General features: G+C 52.3%; 14 protein-coding genes and 1 CRISPR repeat array. Of the genes, 8 read left to right on the top strand and 6 right to left on the bottom strand.

Going from position 1 to position 20,828, the window contains the following annotated elements; translation table 11 throughout:
- Positions 1-33: 33 nt before the first annotated feature.
- On the top strand, positions 34-537 hold the full coding sequence (locus QJQ48_RS12060; RefSeq protein WP_346291479.1) for a hypothetical protein: 504 nt from the start codon (positions 34-36) through the stop codon (positions 535-537).
- 152 nt (positions 538-689) lie between these two features.
- Here the strand turns inward: QJQ48_RS12060 and QJQ48_RS12055 are convergent, their stop codons facing one another.
- Positions 690-950, bottom strand: coding sequence for a TIGR03643 family protein (locus QJQ48_RS12055; RefSeq protein WP_346291478.1), 261 nt, complete (start codon positions 948-950; stop codon positions 690-692).
- 75 nt (positions 951-1,025) lie between these two features.
- On the opposite strand from QJQ48_RS12055, the gene QJQ48_RS12050 reads away from it, so the two are divergent.
- Together QJQ48_RS12050 and QJQ48_RS12045 are read left to right on the top strand one after the other, a co-directional pair.
- The gene (locus QJQ48_RS12050; protein WP_346291477.1) at positions 1,026-1,976 is read left to right on the top strand and encodes a serine hydrolase; all 951 of its coding nucleotides are present in this window, start codon (positions 1,026-1,028) and stop codon (positions 1,974-1,976) included.
- 217 nt (positions 1,977-2,193) lie between these two features.
- On the top strand, positions 2,194-3,117 hold the full coding sequence (locus QJQ48_RS12045) for a hypothetical protein (RefSeq protein ID WP_346291476.1): 924 nt from the start codon (positions 2,194-2,196) through the stop codon (positions 3,115-3,117).
- A 77-nt stretch (positions 3,118-3,194) separates the two neighbouring features.
- On the opposite strand, the gene QJQ48_RS12040 is transcribed toward QJQ48_RS12045, so the two are convergent.
- The 4 genes from QJQ48_RS12040 to QJQ48_RS12025 all read right to left on the bottom strand — a co-directional run bounded on the left by QJQ48_RS12040 (position 3,195) and on the right by QJQ48_RS12025 (position 14,340).
- Positions 3,195-3,428 (bottom strand): hypothetical protein, encoded by a 234-nt coding sequence (locus QJQ48_RS12040; RefSeq protein WP_346291475.1) that lies wholly within the window; start codon positions 3,426-3,428, stop codon positions 3,195-3,197.
- 646 nt (positions 3,429-4,074) lie between these two features.
- Positions 4,075-4,572 (bottom strand): REP-associated tyrosine transposase, encoded by a 498-nt coding sequence (locus tag QJQ48_RS12035; RefSeq protein ID WP_346291474.1) that lies wholly within the window; start codon positions 4,570-4,572, stop codon positions 4,075-4,077.
- A 160-nt stretch (positions 4,573-4,732) separates the two neighbouring features.
- A complete protein-coding gene (locus tag QJQ48_RS12030) occupies positions 4,733-8,491 on the bottom strand; it encodes an NACHT domain-containing protein (protein WP_346291473.1) in 3,759 nt (1,252 codons plus the stop codon).
- Positions 8,492-8,697: 206 nt separating this feature from the next.
- Positions 8,698-14,340, bottom strand: coding sequence for an alpha-2-macroglobulin family protein (locus QJQ48_RS12025; RefSeq protein ID WP_346291472.1), 5,643 nt, complete (start codon positions 14,338-14,340; stop codon positions 8,698-8,700).
- Between the two features lie 253 nt (positions 14,341-14,593).
- Between QJQ48_RS12025 and rpiA the strand changes: the two genes are divergently transcribed.
- A complete protein-coding gene (rpiA, locus tag QJQ48_RS12020) occupies positions 14,594-15,298 on the top strand; it encodes a ribose-5-phosphate isomerase RpiA (RefSeq protein WP_346291549.1) in 705 nt (234 codons plus the stop codon).
- Between the two features lie 427 nt (positions 15,299-15,725).
- Positions 15,726-16,437: direct repeats of the CRISPR family, unit length 37 nt; unit sequence GTCGAAACTCCCAAAAACCCCTCACGGGGATTGAAAC.
- Positions 16,438-16,516: 79 nt separating this feature from the next.
- On the opposite strand, the gene QJQ48_RS12015 is transcribed toward rpiA, so the two are convergent.
- On the bottom strand, positions 16,517-17,584 hold the full coding sequence (locus QJQ48_RS12015) for a c-type heme family protein (RefSeq protein ID WP_346291471.1): 1,068 nt from the start codon (positions 17,582-17,584) through the stop codon (positions 16,517-16,519).
- A gap of 451 nt (positions 17,585-18,035) precedes the next feature.
- On the opposite strand from QJQ48_RS12015, the gene QJQ48_RS12010 reads away from it, so the two are divergent.
- The 4 genes from QJQ48_RS12010 to QJQ48_RS11995 are packed head-to-tail and all read left to right on the top strand — an operon-like array spanning position 18,036 to position 20,686.
- A complete protein-coding gene (locus tag QJQ48_RS12010) occupies positions 18,036-18,692 on the top strand; it encodes a hypothetical protein (RefSeq protein ID WP_346291470.1) in 657 nt (218 codons plus the stop codon).
- Entirely contained in the window at positions 18,692-19,012 is a 321-nt protein-coding gene (locus tag QJQ48_RS12005) for a LysM peptidoglycan-binding domain-containing protein (RefSeq protein ID WP_346291469.1), read from the top strand. The genes QJQ48_RS12010 and QJQ48_RS12005 overlap by 1 nt, the downstream gene beginning before the upstream one ends.
- Positions 19,005-20,141 (top strand): hypothetical protein, encoded by a 1,137-nt coding sequence (locus tag QJQ48_RS12000; protein ID WP_346291468.1) that lies wholly within the window; start codon positions 19,005-19,007, stop codon positions 20,139-20,141. The genes QJQ48_RS12005 and QJQ48_RS12000 overlap by 8 nt, the downstream gene beginning before the upstream one ends.
- Positions 20,138-20,686, top strand: coding sequence for a phage baseplate assembly protein V (locus QJQ48_RS11995; RefSeq protein WP_346291467.1), 549 nt, complete (start codon positions 20,138-20,140; stop codon positions 20,684-20,686). Before QJQ48_RS12000 ends, QJQ48_RS11995 begins: the two co-directional genes overlap by 4 nt.
- Positions 20,687-20,828 lie beyond the last annotated feature (142 nt).

Raw genomic sequence — 20,828 nt, 5'->3', positions numbered from 1 at the left:
ACTGTAAGTGAGAAGTACGCAGGAAGTATTGTTATGACATACCGATTTGGCACTGCCTTGTTCAGCGCTTTAGCCGGAGTTTTGTTAGGTGCTCTAACCGCATCTGCCAGCACTGTAGAAGTCGAAGGCAAACAGAAATTAAGTCAGAGATTGATTAGGGAATCTGAATTTAAGCAGCGTTCTCAGCTTGAACAAGTTGATCAAAGTAAGCGAACTTATCAAGATATTAGCGGCGCAATTAATAGCGACAATCAGGTAGACGTGCGCGTTATCAATAAAACTGGTGCGATGATTAGCTACGAGGCTGTTAGCTCTACCCCAAATCGAATGCTGATGGCGAATGAAAATGCCATGCTGATGGATCTGCCTCTGCCGCTCAATATGTTAGTGACTCGCAGCGATGAAGGTTTAGTTGACCTTGATGTCAGCGTTACTCGTAACGGCGTGATTGAGATGACGGTCTTACCCGGTAATTCCATAGACACGACTCAAGGGGCTATGGCGCTGCGTCCTAATGGAGAACTGTTTGTTTATTAATCTTCGGGCAAAATGCCTCAGTTTTTAACTGAACAAACTTTAACTGAACAAAGCCGCCGACTCTAGAGCCGGCGGCTTTGCGCCAAAAAAAGCAGAGATAGCAACGTCAAACAAACAAGCTCTTATTCATCAACCTATCTTTGTCATGCACATTAGAGATAGTGTTTTTGGTTGCTAGATTTAAAGCGTCCGGCGACAAAATCTCGTTTTTGCCGATGCTTAGTTGAACGCCCTGACACCCGCTTGCGCCACATCCGAAAGCTCGACGGCTTCATCTCTCGTCGCATTAAGGCAATGACTTCTTTTTCACTCAGGCCAAACTGAATTTCAATCGCATCAAACGGCGTTCGATCTTCCCAAGCCATTTCAATCACGCGATCGATCGCGTTAGACTCTAAAGGTGGCAGCTTCATAGTTCTTAATAAATCTCTTCATCTATGGTAAATCACGCTACAAAGAATCGCAGACTATAGATAGTCAGAATCAACATGACCTTTTTTCAGGCAGATGCCGAGCTGCAGGCTGCGGTTAACGACATACTGGCCGCTACCTGGGCCAAATTTCCGGCTTTGGCTCAAAATCAGATTGCCCTCACCTGGCTGATCTACGATCCGCCCGTCATCGTCAACACAGGCGGGGCGATTAGCCCAGAAACTTTTTGGCAGTACCAGCCACGGGGCGTTGCCTATCGAGGCGTTGAGCTGATTTATCCGGCCAGCGTGGTGAAGCTGTTTTATCTAGTGGCTGTGCAGGAGTGGCTAGAACAGGGCATGATTCCCACCTCGTCAGAGCTAGAGCGGGCTATGCGTGACATGATTGTTGACTCTAGCAATGACGCCACGGGCTTGGTGGTTGACGTTTTAACCGGCACCACCAGCGGCCCGGAGTTGACGGCTGGCCCGTTTGAAACTTGGCAGCAACAGCGAAATCTGGTCAATCGCTATTTGCGATCGCTGCAGTGGCCCGAACTGGCAACTATTAACGTCAATCAGAAAACCTGGTGTGATGGCCCCTATGGTCGGGAGCGGGTATTTTTGGGAGACGCTTTTGAGAATCGCAATCTGCTGACAACTGACGCCACGGCCCGCCTGGTTCACAGCATTATTGGTGGAGTTTCTGTGACTTCAGCGCGATCGCAGGCGATGATGCAGCTCATGCAGCGCCGCCTAGATCCTCAAGCCCTGGCTGCCGATCCAGAAAATCAGGTGACGGGCTTTTTGGGGGCAGGTGTGCCTCAGTCAGCTCAGGTTTGGTCAAAAGCGGGACTCACCAGCAAGGTGCGTCATGACGTGGCGTATGTGGAAGCGGCAGGGCGATCGCCCTATTTGCTAGTGGTTTTTACAGAAGGGACGGCCCACAGCCAAAATGAGGCGATTTTACCGTTTGTTTCGCAGCAGGTGTGGCAAGCAATGGCTAGGCTCTCGCAGACGGCCTCCTAACTTAGCTAGCTACAGCTTTGCAGCGCGATCGCATGATTGTATACCTTCCGATTCTGGGAGGAAGTGGTAGAATCGCTGACAATTCTCTATTTTTACTGCAGCAGGTTAAACACTCTGTCTGACCTGCTTTGAGTAAATCTGGACTAGAGATAATCTAGTGCTTTTGCCTTTGGTGTTGAGTGATTGCAAACGACTTTTTTGAGGAGTGAACGAACAAATGGCTTCTATGCAACGAATTTCTTTGCTAACGGGAATGGTTTCTATGGCGGCGATCGCCGCTGGTTTGCCTGTTCAAGCTGCGGTGATGGCCGAACAGGTAGATGTTCAGGCTGCCTCTGCAGCAGAAGTGGTTGAGACGGAAGGGCTGATGGCTCAGGCGATCGCCGCTGATGTCGCTGTCGAATCTAGCGAAGCCGAGACGGCGGCTGAGGCTACGGCCCAACTAGATGAGCAAGTCGCTGATGCCGCAGAAACTGTTGTAGAACCTTTGGCTACTGAGGTTGAGCTAACCGATGCGGTGGTAGCAGCAGAATCTGAGCTGACAGAGACTGAAGTTGCTGAAACAACCCCTGTTTTTGCTGAGATTACTGACGAGTCAATTTCAACTTCTGCCACAACTCTGCTCAATGCTTCTGAGGCAGAAATTGCTTTAGTTGATCAGGCTGAGGCTGAAGCCAAACCGATTGAAACGTCTCAAACTATTGCTCAGGGAACCCGTCCTTTCTACCGAGGTATCGCCCCCTTCTATTTGGGAATCGGCGGTAATATTGGCGTTGGTGATGATGATGCTTCTGCTGTGGGTGATTTTGCCTTTGCCGCTATCAGCAAGATTTCTCTCGGCCCCCGCTTTGCCCTGCGTCCTTCCCTGCTGGTCAGTGAAAACGATACGTCTCTCGCAGTGCCGCTCACCTATAACCTCCGACCCGTACAGAAGAACCGCTTTACGGTGGCTCCTTTTATCGGTGCCGGGGTTGACATTGCCTTTGATGGGGATACGGGTCTGCTGCTCAACGGCGGCTTAGATGTACCTCTCTCGCGGCAGTTTACCTTCAACAGTCAGGCCAATTTCCGGATTACGGATGATTTCTCGGCAGGCTTGATTTTGGGCGTAGCTTACAATCTGCCTATCTTCTTTGAGTAAACCTAAAATCTGAGCGTAGGGCGGGCAAAGGGCTAGCTCCTTTGTCCGCCCTATTTTATGTCTGTTTAGGCTGAAAGCTACAGCCAGAGGCGGCGGGTTAAAATCGCCATGACTTCGCCGGGGCGTCCGGTGGGGAGCAGTTTGCTCCAGTCGTTGGGTTCGGAATGACCGCGTTTGTGCAGGTTCTTGATCTCGGCGAGAACGGCATCATCAGAACCGAGGAGCATGTGCCGCACAGATTCGCGGCGACCCGATTCGTCGGCAGCAGCTACTGTAATCGGCTCGGCGGAGCGATCGCTGGATTGAAACATGGTGATTTTCCTTGTTTGGGTGGGACTGGATGGGAAGTCAGAAGTGGGGAGAATGACTGTTGGAGTAGGCGCACTTGGCTACCTACCCTTTCGTCGCTTCCGTTCTGACTTCCGGCAATCCAGAACCAAAAACTTAGCCAACCCCGTGACATTGCAGCGCAAAGCGAGGTGGCTAAAGGTTAAAATCACCCCTAGACCATCCCGAACTGCCTCGTAGTTTGGGGGTTTAGGCTCCTGTTGGTGTGTCCGCACCTTCAGGGGCCGCTAGGTTTTTGAGTCCTGAATGTGAACAAGCCGTAACGTTTGAACCGTTGCAGCTTAATGGATGAATATAGGCGATCGGGCGATCGCAGTCAACCGTGGGTACAGCGGCGTAGGATAGGCAAAGCAAAGCGTGCCCATCATAAACTTGGCAATATATCTTGATGGGCACGGGCTAGGCCCTTTGCCCATCCTACGTTGTGCTTGATCTACGGCAAAAACCCGCAAAAATCGCCTGACGCTCCCCACTACAAAAATTAGCCCCTCCCTTGACGCCCCAGTCAGCGGCGTAGCGGCGTAGGATGGGCAAAGCAAAGCGTGCCCATCCAAAAATGCCCATCAAAGGATTAAACAATAGATTTCGGCCCATGCTCATCCCATCAATTTAATAGTGCCCTCCACCCCAATCCACGTTGTACAAACCTTGCTTGACTGCGCGATGAAAAGAGCTGTAAGGCCATGCTGCAGGGATTGAACAATACCCATGCTTAACCGGATTGTAATGAATATAATCCAGGTGCCGTCGCCAATCTTCCGCATTACGAATACGGTGCTCCCAAAATCGCCGCTGCCAAATGCCTTTCTCTCGCTTCGCTTGTTTTGATGCGCTAACAAATTCTGTTTGAAAGCCAGCGGAAAATTTACGTTTAATCACCATCCAGCGAATCGAAAAATTGTCATCTTTGTCCGGCAACTGCCAAATAGTGTGCAGATGATCCGGTAGAACAACAATGCCTTCAATGGTAAATGGATAGCGTTGCATGCCATGCCAAAAAGCTGTTCGTAGGCGATCGATGTGTTCAATTAGCAGCCGTTGTCGATTCTGAGTGACAACGGTAAAGAAGTAGGTGCCGCCAGGTTGATAGTAGCGTCGGTATTCCATAGATTATGAATACCCGGTAAGTGTGAAGCGATCGCGTAGGATGGGCAAAGCAAAGCGTGCCCATCATAAACTTGGCTGTTAAAGCTGGCCGATCGGGGGCTGGGTTGGCAAAAAAGGTGCGATTGCCCTATTCGCTGCCTTGAACTTCTAAAATGTCGTGTTATGTGCGCTTATATTGCCGCAGCGTTTCTTCAATGATGCCGCCTTGCAGAGGATTTTGCGCTTGGCGGTGGCGGCGCTGACCGTTCCACCAAAGAAGGCAGCAGGTACCTAATAGGACAGCTTGAATAGCTAAAGTCTGAGGCCAAGTAAAAAGATTGTGCAATCCTAGAGTGGAAAAGACTAAAACAATTGGTGCAGCACAAAACCAAGGAAAGGCAAAAACAGCTAAAAAGTGGCGTTTATCTATAGTTTTGTTTGTTCTATACCAAGCACCTAAAGCAACTCCAGACAAAACGCTAGCTATTGAGAAGCACCCTGCTGCTGCCCCAGCTAAAGCCCCAAATATCCCTGCAGTCCATACCCAAGTTATTGTTACAACCATAGCTACAGCTACAGCTACAGCCACACCTCCAGCTACAGCCATAGCTACAGTCCATGCCCCGCTCCATGCCCATGCTCCGGCCCATGCAACAACTACCGTCCATACCCATGCTATTGCCCACGCCCCAGTCCATGCCCATGCTCCAGCCAAGGCTACAACTCCAGATAAGAGAACAGCTCTAAATCCCGCCCATGCCCCCGCCCATGCCCCCGCTCCGGCCATTGCAAACGTGCCAGTCACTGCTATTGTCCATCCTTTAGCCCCAGCCACAGCCATAGCTATAGCTGCTATTCCAGCTGTAGTCCCAGCTATAGTTACAGCTTGGAAAACATAAAATATTTCTGGCCAAGCAACTCTATTAAAAAGCAACTGACGTATTTGTATCCAAAATGTAGTTGCTCCCCATAGTCCAAATTTCTCAAAGAGTGATGCATCAAACCTCTGCTCTTCGTTTTGATATAAACTTAGCCAGAAAATCAATAAAATATAAATACCAAGAAAAATAGCTCCGTTCCACCACTCTTTAATATTTTGATTGATCAAAAAGAACATTTGACCAATAGCAATAGCAGACAAAGAGCCTGAAATCAGCAACACATTAAAGTAGCTTTTTCCAGATTGAAAGTTGTAATTCACGACATTAAAAAGGTTTTGCCAATTGAAAACTGTTGGTTTATGGGTTGCTTCCATGAAGCATTTTAGTAATCCCAACTGTAATTTTAAGGGTAATCCCTTCAAGAGAAATAACCATCGAGAACTAAAGTTATTTGAAGTGCTTATATTTTCAACCAAATTTTGCGCCTTGTCTTGCCACTCAGAAGTTTCATCTGTTATAGCTAAGAGAGCATCAATATAACCTGGATCCCAATCCTCAGAGATTGTAATCTGCTCTGCTAGTTCAACTCCACAACAAGAGATCACAATACGAGGATCAAGTAATATTGGTCGCTGACTCTGGAGCCTTGGCAGTTCAATCAAATAGGTAATGATATAGCCAATTCTTCCGTAAATAATGACAAGAGAATTAGTAGTTTCATCAAAAGGATCTAAAAGCCAACCAAGTATATTTTCTTTTGAATATTTTGGTTCAATGTTAATCTGCTTTAGTGCATCTTCAACACCCGGCAAAGGTATTAAACTTGCTAAGCCCCAGGCTGCTTGAACAACAACGTCGTTGTTCTCGTCCCACATTAAGGGGACTAGTTTACAAGCAGCTTCTGGGGTAGCAATTTTAATTAAGTAATCAACTGCAAGATGACGATTAGCATTTGGCTTCTCAATTGTTTTTCCTAAAACAGGAACCGCTACATCCCCCATTCTTATGATCTGCTTTCCAATAACTTCTGGCGTCAAATATGTTGCTAAAACCTCAGCAGCATTAGGCAAATTTGTAAAAGAGAGTGCCTTGGCAGCAGCTAATCTATGCTCAATATCTTGATTGGTTTCTAATACATTTTTTAAAAAATCAAAAACGTCTTGTCCTCTGGGGCGAGTATCAGCAGCAACGGTGCCAAAAGCTTTTAATGTATCTTGACTAAGCTTGCTTTTAAAATTATTTTGAAAACGATTAATTAAATCAGTAGCTACAGCTAGATCAATTTGTTGAGTATCTGCTAAACATTCAAAAGCAGTTAGCTTATCTTTCTTGGCAATTGTCTGAATAAGATTAGTACTATCATTAGACAGGCCACACCAAAGTTTGGCTGTCTCTCTCCACATGTTAGGATCGTCTTCCCAGCGCTGAACTAATCCCATTGAGTCTTCCACTAGGGCAGTAGCCGAAAAGTATTCTTGAATGGTCAAATGAGCAAACTGGTAACGCTCACCACCATCGATTTTGAGTAGTAGCCCACTTCTTTCAATGATCTCAGTTAAGATAGGTTCAGTATCTTCTTCTGCATCAAGGTTAATGTTGGGTAAAAGCTGTTTAATTTGAGCTATAACATCAAAATGGCCAAGACTACGACGATCTTTTTGTTGCCGATCCGCATTGTCTTGAGCATAAAGAGCTAAGTGTTGCAATACTCGGCGCTTACTGGTAGCTTTATACCGATTAAATTCTCCTCGCCACTGATCCAGTAGAATCTGAGTAGATTGCTGATAGAACTCGGCGCGTGAGTGAGGCAGTATGAAAGCTGTATCAGTATGGAGATAAGCAACAATTGTTAGCACCAACGGATTACGGGTCAATGCCATGATGCGAGGACGATCGCGTAGCGTTTGCATGAGATGATCAACCGATTTGTTCGCAGGCATTTGTTCTTTCCATGCTTCCAAAAAGCGACGAATCTGTTGATCACTAAACTCAACTACCTCCAACGTTTGATTCGCAAGCTGATCAAACTCACCGTTATAAACCGCTGTACGGCAGGTGATCACAGCTCGGCACTGACCATAGATATCTAGTAGATTTTGAATTTGCTTAACAACTTGCTGACGAACACTGCTATTGACCTCATCTAACCCGTCTAGTAAGAGCATAAGTTTGCCCTGCTTCAGGCTTTGCTGCACGAAACGCTCCGCTTTGGGGAAGTCATATCGACCAAATGCAGCAATTATTTCGTTGATCAGTCCCTCTTGGGTTAGCTCTGGATTACTGAGACGGTGCAGTTCTAGCAGAATTGGAGTTGGACACTCAGACGCGACGTTGAACTGTTCTCGACCGTAAGTAAAGACAATGTGTTTTATGAACATGGTTTTACCAGAACCCGGTTGTCCTTTAATCATCAACCGTCGATTTTCAGCTAATGCACAATAGGCATCGATTTGGTCGGTAGAATTAGCCGAATCTGCTACCTTCAGTGGGACAAACACCTCCTGAACTTCCAGTGGGCGATTAGGCCGGAAGGGAATCTTGAGCCGCTGATGCTTTTCAACCAAAGCTTGGCGATAGCGTTCGAGGGCCTGAGCCTGAAAGAGCTTACTGCCGGCGAACTGGTTATAAATCCAATCTTCTAAGCGCTTGCTATTAGTCTTAATCCAATCTTTGAGCGCATCTCGAAAAGCTAGTAAGACAAACAAAATTGTCGCTACAGTCCAGCCAGCCTGTGGCCTAAAAGTTTTCCATGGATCAGGTCTCTGAGATGATTGAAACTTGATATAGGCTGTTTCATAGAATGCAGCAATTTTGCGGTTTGAGAGACCAACCTGACTAGCATCTTCCGCATATAGCTCAACAACATGCCGTGTCTGCATGGGACTGTTAGTCTTGGCATGGCGCTCTGCTGTCGCTTCAATTTCAGCAATCAGACTATCTTGTGTTGGAGGTGATGTTTGCGACCAAATAGGAATGATTGAACTAAAAGCGATCGTAATTACTAAAGACAAAGCAAATAAGCTGCTGAGGTATCGCTTTTGCCATCTTTGCCACTGCATCACGCTATCCCTACTCCGCCATAACGATTTGCTTCATTATGGCGAATTCTTTTAGGCGACAGATAAATATTTCAGAAGATAAACCTTGATGGGCACGGGCTAGGCCCTTTGCCCATCCTACGTTTTGCTTGATCTATGGATGCTTCAGGATACCGACGAAATTCTAGCCGAGTTTGGCTACGACTCAAGGCGCGGCTACTGAGGTTTTACTCCTCTATCCGCACTTCCGCCGCTGCGGCGCGGCCAAACTCTTCCGGCGCATACTGCAAACGCACCTCTGACCCTGGCCAAAGGAACGTCCCCGGCGTCACCGATCGCACCAAGTAATGCAGACCATAGACTCCTGCTTCTAGATGATCGCCATAGGCCAAAACGCGATCGCGGTAAAGCGTTTGATAGCCAATTTGCCAGCTATCCTGCTGGGCCTGATAGTAGGGGGTAGCGGTTTGGAAGCTGGTGTCAATCGGTTCTAAGCCTCCCGGCAGCGGATCGGTGATGAGGACGTGGTTGACCGGATGGTCGCTGATAATTTCCAGGCCAATGTCAAAGACCTGACCCGCTTCAAGCGTTAAGGGATTGTCGGGCGATCGCAGTCCTAGCTCATACAGCACCTCTGCTTGATTCACCGGGTGTACCGTCCGCGTCACCCGCAGCCCGCTGAGTTGTCCGGGGGGCATTCCGGCTAGGCGATAGCGATAGGCAGCTACATAATGCAGTGAACCCTCACCGGACTTTTGCAGGGTAAGGTTGGAGGCTCCCTGAGGCAGTTCGGTCATGGGCACTACAATCTGAGCCGTGGGATCTTCGTAGCCCGTGAACTGCTCAGTGGCGAGGGTGTTTTGATCTAGCCGCACAGTCGCCTCAAAGTTAGGCGGCGTCGGTTGCAGCTGGGCGTAGTCCACCAGGGCCGTCAGGGCTTGAGCATTATCGTAGGGGGTCTGCCAGGTACCCTGCCGCCGCAGGGCCAGCAGCCCCTCCACAAAGCGGCTGAGAATTTCTGGGCTGGCATTGCGGGTGATAAAAAGCTGTAGCGCCTGGGCCTGGGCCGTCGTGGTGGAGCTAAACCAGCGCCACTGCTCTGGCAGGTTGACCGTCGCGCTGCGCCCGGTTTCGTAGACAGTTTCTTGTATCTGGCTGGCAAGCGCATCAGCCTGGGGCTGCCAGTCGGGGAACTGGGATAGGTAACGAGCGAGACGAATCAAATCTACCTCATCGAACTGCTCGCGGTTCTCGTAGAGATCAGCCAGGAACTGATTGCGGCGATCGCCCAGTGCCTCCAGCGCCAGCAGCGCCTCTAACCTGAGCTGTCGCTTACACAGGTCTGACTGACAGAAATCGTACTGCCCCGGATTGGCTAACAGCTTGTCGAGGTAGCCTTTGAGCCGATTGGTGAGGTTGGCGTCAATCTCGAACCCGGCCTGGGTGGCCTGAGCGATCGCCTGTGCGGCCCAAGTCGTGGTGAAGGCATCTGAACGCGCTGCTCCCGGCCAGTTGGCAAAGCCGCCATCGGGCTGCTGCAGTTCCTCAATTTGGGCGATCGCCTGGGTAACCTGGGCCAACGGATCTAGCCCCGCAAAGGTTTGGCCATACTGCTGGTTGAGTACGTGCAGGTTAGCGGCGATCGCTAAGCGACTGGCCGCCGTTTCTAGATTGGGCCAGGTGGTTTCAAAGACCGACTTTGCCGGTGCCTGCAAATTAGCAATTAGGGTGCTGGCTAAGGTGACATCGAGTCCACCTGTATCCGGGATCACGTCCTCAGCTATACGCAGCGGCATCGTAACGCTGTCTTTAGTCACCCCGGTTTTTACCACCTGCTCGGTCACCGCCAGCGGCTCTACCGGAAACGTCACTTCAAAAGCGTCTCCCACGTCTCCCAACTGGCTACGAAACTGAACCTCAGCAGTGCCGGGCTGCTGCGCCACCATTTCAAACCGATAGGCTGCGGTTTCTTGATCGAGGCGGGTTTGGCGGGTGCCGTCGCCTGATACAAAGGCAAGCCCCGGACTGAGATCACCGGCGAGGGTCAGCCGTTCGGCGCTGTCGGTGTTGTTAGTGGCGGCCAGACCTGCCTGAAAGCGATCGCCGACGCGGACAAACTGGGGCAGCACCGGATTGGTGACTAGGGGCTGGGTGGTGACGAACGTAGTTTCAGCGTTGCCGAAGCGCAAATCGCCGTCGGTGGCGACTACCATTACCCGCCAGGTGGTGAGGTCATCGGGTAGGGCAAAGGTGACTTCAGCCTGTCCCTGCTCGTTGGTAATGACAGAACCGTTGTAATAAGCCAGGGGCCGGAACTGGCGTCGCAGCCGCGTATTGGCCGCACCGCCAGAGAGGCCGCCGCCATAGCCCCAGCCCTTAGCAATGGGGGAAGCAAAGGGCACTAACACCACGTCCGGGCGATTGTCTACAAAGCGCATGGAAATGGGCTGCTCAGCGTAAACTGTTTCCACCAGGTCTGGCGGACGGTAGCCGCTGAGCTGCAGCACCGCCTCATTCACCACCATCACCGTGAACTGGCCCCGTACCGGGCGGTTTTGGCTATCCTGCAGGCTGAGCTGGAGGGTTTGCTCGGCGGCGGGCTGGAGAGTGTCGGCCTGAGCTGTGATCTCGGCGGTGAGGTACTGATTTTCTAAGCTGGTGTTGAAAGGGGTAAAGCCAATACTGACTAAGCTGTCTAGGCTGTTGGGTTCAATCGCCTCTAGCGGTTCTCCTTGGCGCACCAGGACCGCTTCCACTGCCGCATTAGGCAGCATGTCCGGGGTGACGGTGAACTGAATCTGGGGGGCGCTGCCTGTGACGGGCACAATCTGCTGGTAAAGGGTGTCATGGCGAATCACTGAAAAATACAGCTCGGCTTGCTCGTAGGGAGACTGGATTAGGACGGTAGCGGTTTCTCCCGGCTGATAGCTTTCCTGGTCGAGCTGTAGCTCTAGGCGGTTGTTGCGGTAGCGTCCGCCCCAGTAGACAGGTTCAGCCCCGGTGGCCCAGAAGCGAGCATCGGTGGCGGTGCGCTCATCCTGGCTGTTGGTAAAGTTGGCCCGCAGGCGGTAGGTGCCAGATTCTGGTGGCGTCAGGGTGACGGTACGAGGGGCTGAGCGCGATCGCACTGACGCAGTTGCCACTGTTTCATACTCCACCTGATTTTGCGATAGGCGGCTACCTTCTACCACCTGCACTACGCTGCTGTAGGTCACCTTTTGCAGCTCCAGCCGCACCGACTCTCCCCCGATCGCATTGCCCTGCGGATCGCTGACCACGACGCTGACTTCAAGCGGATCTTCGGCCTGGGCCACAAAGTCGGTTTTGAGGCCAATTAGGCGATCGCTGGGCAGGGCCGTAAAGGTTTGCGAATTGGTGACGGAGAGATTGGAGGCGTCTACCACTTCGGCGTCTACCCGGTAGGTCATGGCGTAGGGTAAGTCTTCGCTGACGCTCACCGTGAGATCGCTGCTGCCCTCAGAACTCAGCACCTGGCTTTCCTGGCGCACATCTGAAGGCACTGTCGGTTCTTCCTCCGGCCAGTCCCAGCGGCGACCAAAGCTAAAGCCTTGCCAGCCTGCTGGCGTAAAATCGGCAGGGCGACGGGTGACGTAGTATTCTATCTGGCCTTCCTGCACTGGCGGGCCGAAGAGATAGTTGCTTTGGACTTGAGCCGCAATCGTCTCGCCGGCAGTGGCTGTCTCTGCTGCCAGAGTTAAGTCCACCTTAAAATTGGGCGGCTTGAACTCAGCGACTCTGAATTCACCCAAAATTTCAGCACCGCTGTCGGCTTTAGCGCTGACGGAGTAGTAGCCTAGGGGCTGATCCGGGCCTAGCTTCCATTCCAGCGAGAAGGTGCCAAACTCATTGGTTGTCTGGGTGCCTAGATCAAATTTGCTGCCATTGGGATCCTGCAGCGTTACCGTGTAGGCCACATTTTTGTCCTGCTTGAGCGCTCCGTCCTGCAGGTAGTAGGCCGCTCCCGTCAGCCAGGCGGTTTCCCCCGGCTGATAGAGCTGGCGATCAGAGAAGATGGTGCCCCGCGATCGCGGTTCCTGGCTTTCCCAGTCGGCGTAGAGGCCGTAGCCATAGCTGCCGCTGTAGGGCTGCGATCGCACAAAAGCCCAGTCTGTGCCTTCTCTGGCAACGACCAGCAGTTCGGGCGGCTCAGTGAAGCTGTCTGTGCCCGCGTGACAAGCCTGTAAGGACACATTTTCCAGCCGCAGCGTGCCGTTTTCGTCTGTTTGGCCGACGGCGCAGGGCTGAGTGCTGCCGCTGCTGCCCTCTAGCTGAGAGCGATAGACCTCCACCTGGGCCGAGGGTACCACCGCGCCGTCTGAGAGATGGTGCACCCGGATTAGCCCTGCTTCTGGGAACCACTGGGCAAAAGCGCCCAAGTTGGTGAGCTGCACCAGCCCATAAAAGCTGGGTTCGCGCCACTGCTGCTGACCGTCTTCTTCGTAGGCAGTCGTGCGGGCTTGGACACCGTAGGCCAGCAGCCCGGTGGTGCCGCCGAGCCGCTCCCGCAGCGGAATAGCAGTTTCGGTAATTTCGTTTTTAGCCGCTTCTACGGCAACGGTGTCCCAGGTTTCCGGTGGCGGTAGCAAATCGCGGCCTTCGTCGCGCGGATAGGCCGACTCGGCAAAAATCAGATCGGTGGGCTGAACCGTCTGAAACGCAGCTCGGTAGCTGCTCTGAGGCAAGTTAACCGTGGAGACATTGAGCTGCAAATCCTGGCTGGCCGGAAAGATATGCAGGTCTGACGGTGCCCACAAATCGGCGGCTAGATCAGCGGTGGCATACTCCACTGTGACCGGCTCTCCCAGAGTTTGGCCGAACTGATCCGCTAGGTCTGCGCCCAGGGTCAAGGTGTACTGAGTGGCGGGTTCTAAGGCCCAGGGGTTAAGGCTGATGAGGCGATCGCCGTCATAGGCCCGCACCAGCTGGGGTTCGGCTTTCGCTGGGGGGCTGATACTGACATGCTCGACGGCGGTTTCTGCCACAAGGCCGTTATTGAACCGGAGCTGGGGCAGGCCGTTTTCAAAGCGACCGTAGGCTCCCCCGGCTCCCCCGGCCCCAATTTGTTCAATGCCCTCAAAGGCCAGGGGTGCGTAGGTGACAACTTCGCTCTCAAAGCTTTCGTCGCTGGGCAGGTTGCCCCGTACTGGCTTGATTCCCGGCTCAAATTCCAGGGTGTAGGTGCTGGCTTTGTCGAGCGATCGCTGGGGGGTCAGGGCGTAGAGCCAGGTTTTATCAGGGTTGAACTGGGTTGCTGGGGAATCAGGCGACTCGTCTTCTACTAAAGCCACCTCTAAAGCTAGACGGCGATCGCTCTCAGCAGGCGAAAAGTTGACGTGCCGCTTGAGCGAGTCAATGTCTAGCTCCACATTGGACATCACTTCTAGGGTGGGCGTCAGCTCTAGCGGATTGGCTTCGGTGCCGCTGTGCCCTTCCAATCCGGGCAGGTTGGTAATCCCAATCTCCTCTGTATTAAATGTCCAGGCTAAATCTTCGGAGAGTTCATGTCCGGCCAAGTCCGCCAGCCCTGCTTTCAGCTTTACCCGCATCCGAGTGGCTTTAGGCAATGCCTGATCGGCCTGAAACCCTACCATTCGCGGCGTCAGAAAGCGAAACTGCCCCGGCAGAGCGGGGGTTAGCTCAAACTTTTCTAGAATGTCTCGCTGCTCGGTGCTCTCTAAGCTTTCGACCGGAATCAGCGCTGACTCAAAGCGAATGCGAATCTGGGCCAGGGAATCGGCTTGGCCTTGGGGACTGATCTGCTCAATCCACTCTGGCAGTTCGGGGTCAGGCAGCGGCTCCACCGTAGGGAAGGATTCAGCAATGTCTAGCCGCCCCGGTAGCGAAGGCATTCTCAGATTGTTCCACTCACAGGCGGCTATGCCTAACGCGATCGCCAATCCCAGCACAAAACAAAAGAGGCGGTTGAGGACGCGGCGACGGCTAAACACAAGGATCCCTCGACAAAGTGAACTCATTTCTCGTCATACCGAACGGCTACGGGCGATCGCGGAAAAGCCCACAATTCTTAACGGCGCGGTAGCGCTATGCAAGACCGCCACTTTGCGGCATCCTAGAAACCGGGAGATTACCGGAGGTTTAACTATGTCTGATGCCGTCAAGCTGATGAAGCAGGAAGTGGGACGGGCCGCTGCCAATCAGGTGGAGTCTGGCTCAATTGTGGGCTTGGGAACGGGATCGACCACGGCCTATGCAATTCAGTTCATTGGGGAGCGTCTCAAGTCCGGTGAGCTGAAAGATATCAAGGGTATTCCCACTTCATTTCAGGCGATTGTGCTGGCCCGCGACTATGGCATTCCCCTGGTGGGCTTAGACGAAGTGGATCACATTGATGTTGCCATTGACGGCGCGGATGAGGTGGATCCCGATAAGAATTTGATTAAGGGGGGCGGGGCGGCCCACACCCAGGAGAAAATCGTGGATTCTCTGGCGGAGAAGTTTATCGTGGTGGTGGACAGCGGCAAGCTGACGAATAAGCTGGGCACGACGTTTTTGCTGCCTGTGGAGGTGATTCCGATGGCGGTGGCGCCGGTGATGCGGGCAATTCGGCAGATGGGCGGCCAGCCGGATCTGCGGATGGGGGTGAAGAAAGCGGGGCCGGTGGTTTCTGACAACGGCAATCTGATTATTGATGTCAAGTTTGAGGGCGGCATTGACCATCCGGCGGAGCTGGAAAAAACCTTAAACAATATTCCTGGCGTGGTAGAAAACGGGATTTTTGCCGGGGTTGCGGATGAAATTCTTATTGGTGAGGTGATTGACGGTGAGGCTAAGGTGCGATCGATGTAGGTAGAGCTGGCGTTCAGTCAGGGTTTGGCCTGTCGAATTCTCTCTAGCTGATTGCTTTTGCGGCAGTGGGTAGACAAGACGGATGGGAATGACTAGACTGGTCAAAAAGCGGCCAGTTTTGGCGGCGTTAGTACCTAGAAAAGTAAATAGTTTGAGCTGTTTGATGGGAAAGCGCTGTAGCGCGAGTGGGGAGCTGTTTGTAACTAGGTGGATAAATTATTGAGCCAAAGGCCGACGGGTCTTGGGTTTGAGCGATTTTGAGGCTTGGGCGGTTCCGCGCGATCGCTGTAGCTGATATGTTTCAATGCTTTCCCCGATTTAGGCAATTTGTTTCATGAGCCTAAATCGTATTTTTCTATCTAATTTCTGGAGGTTCGCGCAAACGAGGTCTGAAATGGGCGTCAGCTCTACTTTTTCAGCCCCCGCCGTCGAAACTCCCAAAAACCCCTCACGGGGATTGAAACATCATCTTCACTGCTTTGATGAGCATCTTCTGTGGGGCTCCTAGTCGAAACTCCCAAAAACCCCTCACGGGGATTGAAACGTAAAGACATTGCTGTTTTGCTTTATCCATCGGCCTACCGGTCGAAACTCCCAAAAACCCCTCACGGGGATTGAAACTAGATTGGGAGGATTACGAAAGACTCGACTACTATCGCGGTCGAAACTCCCAAAAACCCCTCACGGGGATTGAAACTATCTGGGCTTTGTAGCGATAGTGAGAAGACTTTGAAGGGTCGAAACTCCCAAAAACCCCTCACGGGGATTGAAACGCATCACTTCGACCATGACCGAATGAGTGTGTTTGCCGTCGAAACTCCCAAAAACCCCTCACGGGGATTGAAACAAGTGCAGCAACCCCAAGATGGGTAGGCGCATTTGGGGTCGAAACCCTCCAAAACCCCTCACGGGGATTAAAACCTTGATAACTTCAGGCCAGCAACACTAGAGAAATGGGTCGAAACCCTCCAAAACCCCTCACGGGGATTGAAACAGGGAGATAATTGTCGAGGCGATCGCGAACAAGATGTCGAAACCCTCCAAAACCCCTCACGGGGATTGAAACAGGTAGTACTGCTGGACATTGCTTTTTATATAGGCAGTCGAAACCCTCCAAAACCCCTCACGGGGATTAAAATCTTTTTTGTGACTGCGTCTGGAATAAATGCGATCGCTTTTCTGTGCAAACTGCAAAACTTTGAAGCTAAACGAAGGCTTTTACGAATTAGATTGGCTATTAATGCGATCGCGCAGTTTTTGCGATCGATCCAGTAAGTTTTTATTGTTGAGATTGCTGGTCATCTGTTTCAGCATAGCTAGCTGTTTGCTCTCATCAGTTTCGTAATGCAGCTTATTGAGCGTTTCGCGCCAGCTCCGTTCACGACCGCAAACCGACTCCACCATCTCCTGAAAGAGCCTAGCAAGCTGACCGATTTCGTCTTGCCGCTGAGTCACTTTGTTGAGCTTTTCAATCTCTTTAATCTCACTGGCTTCAGTATCAATCTGAGCATTCGAGAGCTTTTGCGCTGCCCTAGCTAGCGGTACGATTGGCCGAACCACATTGCGCTGCAGCAGCCAGTTAATCAGGAGGATGACAATTAGCGAGCTACCGACAAAAGCTGCCATCATCAAAATAAATTGCTGGTGATAGCTAGAAAAAATAGTGCTGGCAGGCACATACATAATTTGAGCCGCCACAATTTCATTTAAGTGCCAGTCAAAGCCGCCTTCGCTGCCATACTTTTCGACCATACTTTTAGGCGCTCTATCCGGCTGGCTGTGACAGACCAAACAGCTCTCATTATTGACCTGCATGGGCCGCGCCACAAAGAACAGAGCGTTTTGCTTCATGCCCCGTAGCCCTTCTATTTCAGTCAGCTCTGGCTGCTGGCGAAAGCGTTCGAGCAGGCTCAGTTCAAAGCGATTTGCCCGATCGCGGATATTAGTAGGATTGTCAGAAGCCTCTTTGTAGAGGAAATTTTTATAGCCGCCAGCGGTGCGAACCGTTTCAAAAACTTCGCGGGCCGAGTAGGCCGGGACGGTCTCGGAGATAAAGTTGGTTTCTGCGTCGTATTTGGCGGTGAGGAGCGGATTAATTTGGCTATTAGTGTAGCTGCGAACGGAGTTCATGGTTTCCATCAGCAGCAGGGCTTGATTAGTGACCTGAGCCTGAGCGCTAGCATAGGCCGTACGTGAGAGCAAAAGACCGCTGAGGACTGAGCTAATGATGAAGACTAGCCCCAAAATGAGCGAAAACTTCAGTCCAAGCCTAAGTTTTTTGATCATGGTACCTACCTGCTTGAGAAAATCCGTCAATCTAGCCGCGCCGCTTTTTGCTAAACTCGCTGTCCTGTAGAGTGCCCGAAAAGGTTTGCCCCGTCGTTATGCATCACGCCAGGTTAATCAAACCTTCAGCTACAGACAGGCCAAACAGGAAATTGGTGTACTTTGATGGGCGATCGCTATCCGGTTAAAGACCGTTACGGATTGGTGCAATAGGTTACGGTTTCGTTTAGTTTCGCAGCACAGCAGCTATTTTTCAGAAAGATACGATGTTTGCTGTCAAGACTCGCAAGTTAGAGACAGGTGCTTAGCCAATTGACCATCTACCTTCACAGTCGGCTAGGACTCTAGAGTTTGAGGCTGTTTGCAAAAGTGCGCTCCTAAGTGCGGCAGACCTATTCAATACGGCATTGAGTTTCGGGGTTTTGAGTAATGTTTAGGGGAGGCGTATTAAATGACGACTTTTCCCGGTTCACCTCGGTTGTTAAAAGGAGGACTTGTTCTGGTTGATGCCAACAACGGTCAGCCCCAGCGAGTGATTAACCTGCAATACAACCCGGAAACCCTCAGCCGCACGCTTCAGGTACAGGGGATAGAAACTGGCAGCAGCGATCGCTCTCAGGCCCTGCGTCTTAAAGGGCCAGCCGTTGAAACAATTAATCTTGAAGCCGAGATTGACATTGCCGATCAGCTAGAGTTTCCCGATCAAAATCCGAATGCAGTTGAGCTAGGCATCTATCCTCAGCTCGCCGCCCTAGAAACGATTGTCTACCCCACCAGCAGCCAGCTTCAGACCAACGAAAGCTTAGCCCAGGCAGGCACTCTAGAAATTATTCCGATGCTGGCCCCGCTGACGCTGTTCGTCTGGAGCAAAACCCGGATTGTGCCAGTGCGGCTGACGGACTTCAGCGTCACAGAAGAAGCCTTTGACCCCTCGCTTAACCCGATGCGGGCCAAAATCAGCTTGGGTATGCGGGTACTCAGCATTGATGACATTCCGTTCAGCAGCTACGGCGGCGGCTTGTTTATGACCTATCTAAGTCAAAAAGAGCAGCTAGCCCAAAAGAGCAGCGGCGCGATCGGCGCTTTTGGCCTAGGAGGTTTGCCCTGATGCTAGAACAGTTTTCCCCCACCAGCCGTTATCACCTGACTGAGGTGGCTACCTACACCCCTTCTCAGGGCGATCCAATTGCCTATTTACGGCGACGGTTCATTCCACCGCCAGCGCAGTTTGCGCTGCTGCAAGAACATACGGTGCGGGCGGGCGATCGCCCCGATCTCCTCGCCGCTCAGTACCTGGGCGATCCAGAACAGTTCTGGCAGCTCTGTGACGCTAACGCCATTCTCCAGCCGAATCAGCTTGTAGAACCTGTTGGCCGTAAGCTGCGAATTACCCTACCTGCAGGTATTCCGGGGGCAACTGATGCTTAAAGGGCTGTACCTGACGCTAATGGTAGGGCCAGCGGTGCCGGTGCCGGTGCCCCAAGCCGTTTTGGAGGCGCTGACCGGCGTGACGGTGACGGTGGCAGCGCGAGCAGCCAGTGGTTTTCAGCTCAGCTTTGAACTGAGCAATCGATCGCCTTTGCAAACCATTTTTCTAATTTCTGGCGGGGCCACCATACCGCTGCTGCGGGTGGTGATTATTGCCACGCTTGGCGGTAGCCCAGAAGTGCTGATGGACGGAGTGATTACCAATCAGGAGATTTCCCCTGGCGTGGGCGATCGCCCGGCGACGCTCACCCTCACGGGGAAAGATCTCACCGAAGTGATGGACTACCAGCTCTTTAGCAATCCCCAGGGCACCCCTTTCCCAGCCATGCCCCCTTTTACCCGCGTGCTGACAATTCTGGCGAAATATGCCGCCTTTGGCATCATCCCGCTGGTGATCCCCAGCGTGCTGGTAGACGTGCCCATTCCTACCGATCGCATTCCCCAGCAGCAGGGCACCGATCTAGCCTATATCCGCCAGCTAGCTGAAGAGGTGGGCTATGTCTTCTATCTCAATCCTGGTCCTGCGCCGCTGACCAGCCGCGCCTACTGGGGGCCAGAGATTAAGGTAGGTCAGCCCCAACCGGCTCTGAACGTGGATATGGACAGCTATAGCAATGTGGAGTCTCTTAGCTTCCGCTTTGACGGCAGCGCTAAAGTGTTGCCGATTGTGGTAGTTCAGGAGCCCGCTAGCAAAGTGCCGATCCCCATTCCTATTCCAGATATTACGCCGCTCAATCCACCTTTAGGCGCGATTCCGCCCATTCCCCAGCGGTTTGAGATCATTTCAGATTCGGCTAAATACTCACCCGTTCGCGCGGCCCTAATTGGCCTGGCTAAAGCGGCTCGCTCATCCGATGCCGTCTTTGGCTCTGGCAGCCTAGACGTACTGCGCTATGGCCGCATCCTCAAAGCACGAGAGCTGGTTGGCGTGCGCGGAGCAGGCACCGCCTTTGACGGCCTCTACTACGTCACTAGCGTCACCCATACCCTCACCCGTGAAAGTTACAAGCAAAGTTTTCAGCTGGCTCGCAACGGCCTTGTTTCTACTGTTTCCCAGGTACCCGCATGACCAACGGCGAACGATTCTACGGCAAATATCGCGGCACGGTGACTAACAATGTCGATCCGCTGCGGCTGGGTCGGCTGCAGGTGACGGTGTCCGACGTCGTTGGCCTGATTCCTTCTTCGTGGGCGCTGCCTTGTTTCCCGTGGGCTGGGCCGCAAATGGGCATGTACTTTATCCCGCCAATTGGGGCGGGGGTGTGGGTGGAGTTTGAGCAGGGCGACCCGGATTTTCCTATCTGGGTGGGCTGCTGGTGGGGCGATGACTCGACGGCTACGGCCCAGGTACCCACTACAGCTTCGGCTCAAACCACGCCCGGCCTGCCGGTTGTCGTCATTCAAAGCGTTAGTCAAGGCAGCCTGGTCATCAGCGATGTCCCCGTTCCGCCCATGAGTGCCCCCGGCGTCATGCTTAACAGCGGCCCCGCTTCCTACATCACTGTGGATGCCAGCGGTATCACCCTCACCGCGCCGACTATCACGCTCCGCGCCGCCAACATCAACCTTACGGGCATCACCGACATCAATGCGGGTGCGCTGAAAGTTACCTAGCCCGTTCGTGGGCGATGCCCACCCTGTTCAACTTCGATCACGGCCAGTGGGCAGTGCCCACCCTACAGACTCCCCCATCTCTCCCCCATTCGGTTCGACTTCGCTTACGGCCAGTGGGCAGTGCCCACCCTACAAGCTCCCC

It is taken from the genome of Sphaerothrix gracilis Ecp01, from assembly GCF_030405905.1.
Taxonomy (GTDB): Bacteria; Cyanobacteriota; Cyanobacteriia; order Phormidesmidales; family Phormidesmidaceae; genus Sphaerothrix; species Sphaerothrix gracilis.
Note: the sequence above shows the minus strand (reverse complement) of the source record. Positions and strands in the feature narration are given on the sequence as shown.

What these genes read in the sequence shown, in the direction of transcription:
- QJQ48_RS12050 (WP_346291477.1), top strand. Translation starts at nt 1,026, where the DNA reads ATGACCTTTTTTCAGGCAGATGCCGAGCTGCAGGCTGCGGTTAACGAC.
- QJQ48_RS12015 (WP_346291471.1), bottom strand. Translation starts at nt 17,584, where the DNA reads ATGATCAAAAAACTTAGGCTTGGACTGAAGTTTTCGCTCATTTTGGGG.
- QJQ48_RS11995 (WP_346291467.1), top strand. Translation starts at nt 20,138, where the DNA reads ATGACCAACGGCGAACGATTCTACGGCAAATATCGCGGCACGGTGACT.
- QJQ48_RS12035 (WP_346291474.1), bottom strand. Translation starts at nt 4,572, where the DNA reads ATGGAATACCGACGCTACTATCAACCTGGCGGCACCTACTTCTTTACC.
- QJQ48_RS12060 (WP_346291479.1), top strand. Translation starts at nt 34, where the DNA reads ATGACATACCGATTTGGCACTGCCTTGTTCAGCGCTTTAGCCGGAGTT.
- QJQ48_RS12045 (WP_346291476.1), top strand. Translation starts at nt 2,194, where the DNA reads ATGGCTTCTATGCAACGAATTTCTTTGCTAACGGGAATGGTTTCTATG.
- QJQ48_RS12010 (WP_346291470.1), top strand. Translation starts at nt 18,036, where the DNA reads ATGACGACTTTTCCCGGTTCACCTCGGTTGTTAAAAGGAGGACTTGTT.
- QJQ48_RS12055 (WP_346291478.1), bottom strand. Translation starts at nt 950, where the DNA reads ATGAAGCTGCCACCTTTAGAGTCTAACGCGATCGATCGCGTGATTGAA.
- QJQ48_RS12040 (WP_346291475.1), bottom strand. Translation starts at nt 3,428, where the DNA reads ATGTTTCAATCCAGCGATCGCTCCGCCGAGCCGATTACAGTAGCTGCT.
- QJQ48_RS12025 (WP_346291472.1), bottom strand. Translation starts at nt 14,340, where the DNA reads ATGCCTTCGCTACCGGGGCGGCTAGACATTGCTGAATCCTTCCCTACG.
- QJQ48_RS12030 (WP_346291473.1), bottom strand. Translation starts at nt 8,491, where the DNA reads ATGCAGTGGCAAAGATGGCAAAAGCGATACCTCAGCAGCTTATTTGCT.
- rpiA (WP_346291549.1), top strand. Translation starts at nt 14,594, where the DNA reads ATGTCTGATGCCGTCAAGCTGATGAAGCAGGAAGTGGGACGGGCCGCT.
- QJQ48_RS12005 (WP_346291469.1), top strand. Translation starts at nt 18,692, where the DNA reads ATGCTAGAACAGTTTTCCCCCACCAGCCGTTATCACCTGACTGAGGTG.
- QJQ48_RS12000 (WP_346291468.1), top strand. Translation starts at nt 19,005, where the DNA reads ATGCTTAAAGGGCTGTACCTGACGCTAATGGTAGGGCCAGCGGTGCCG.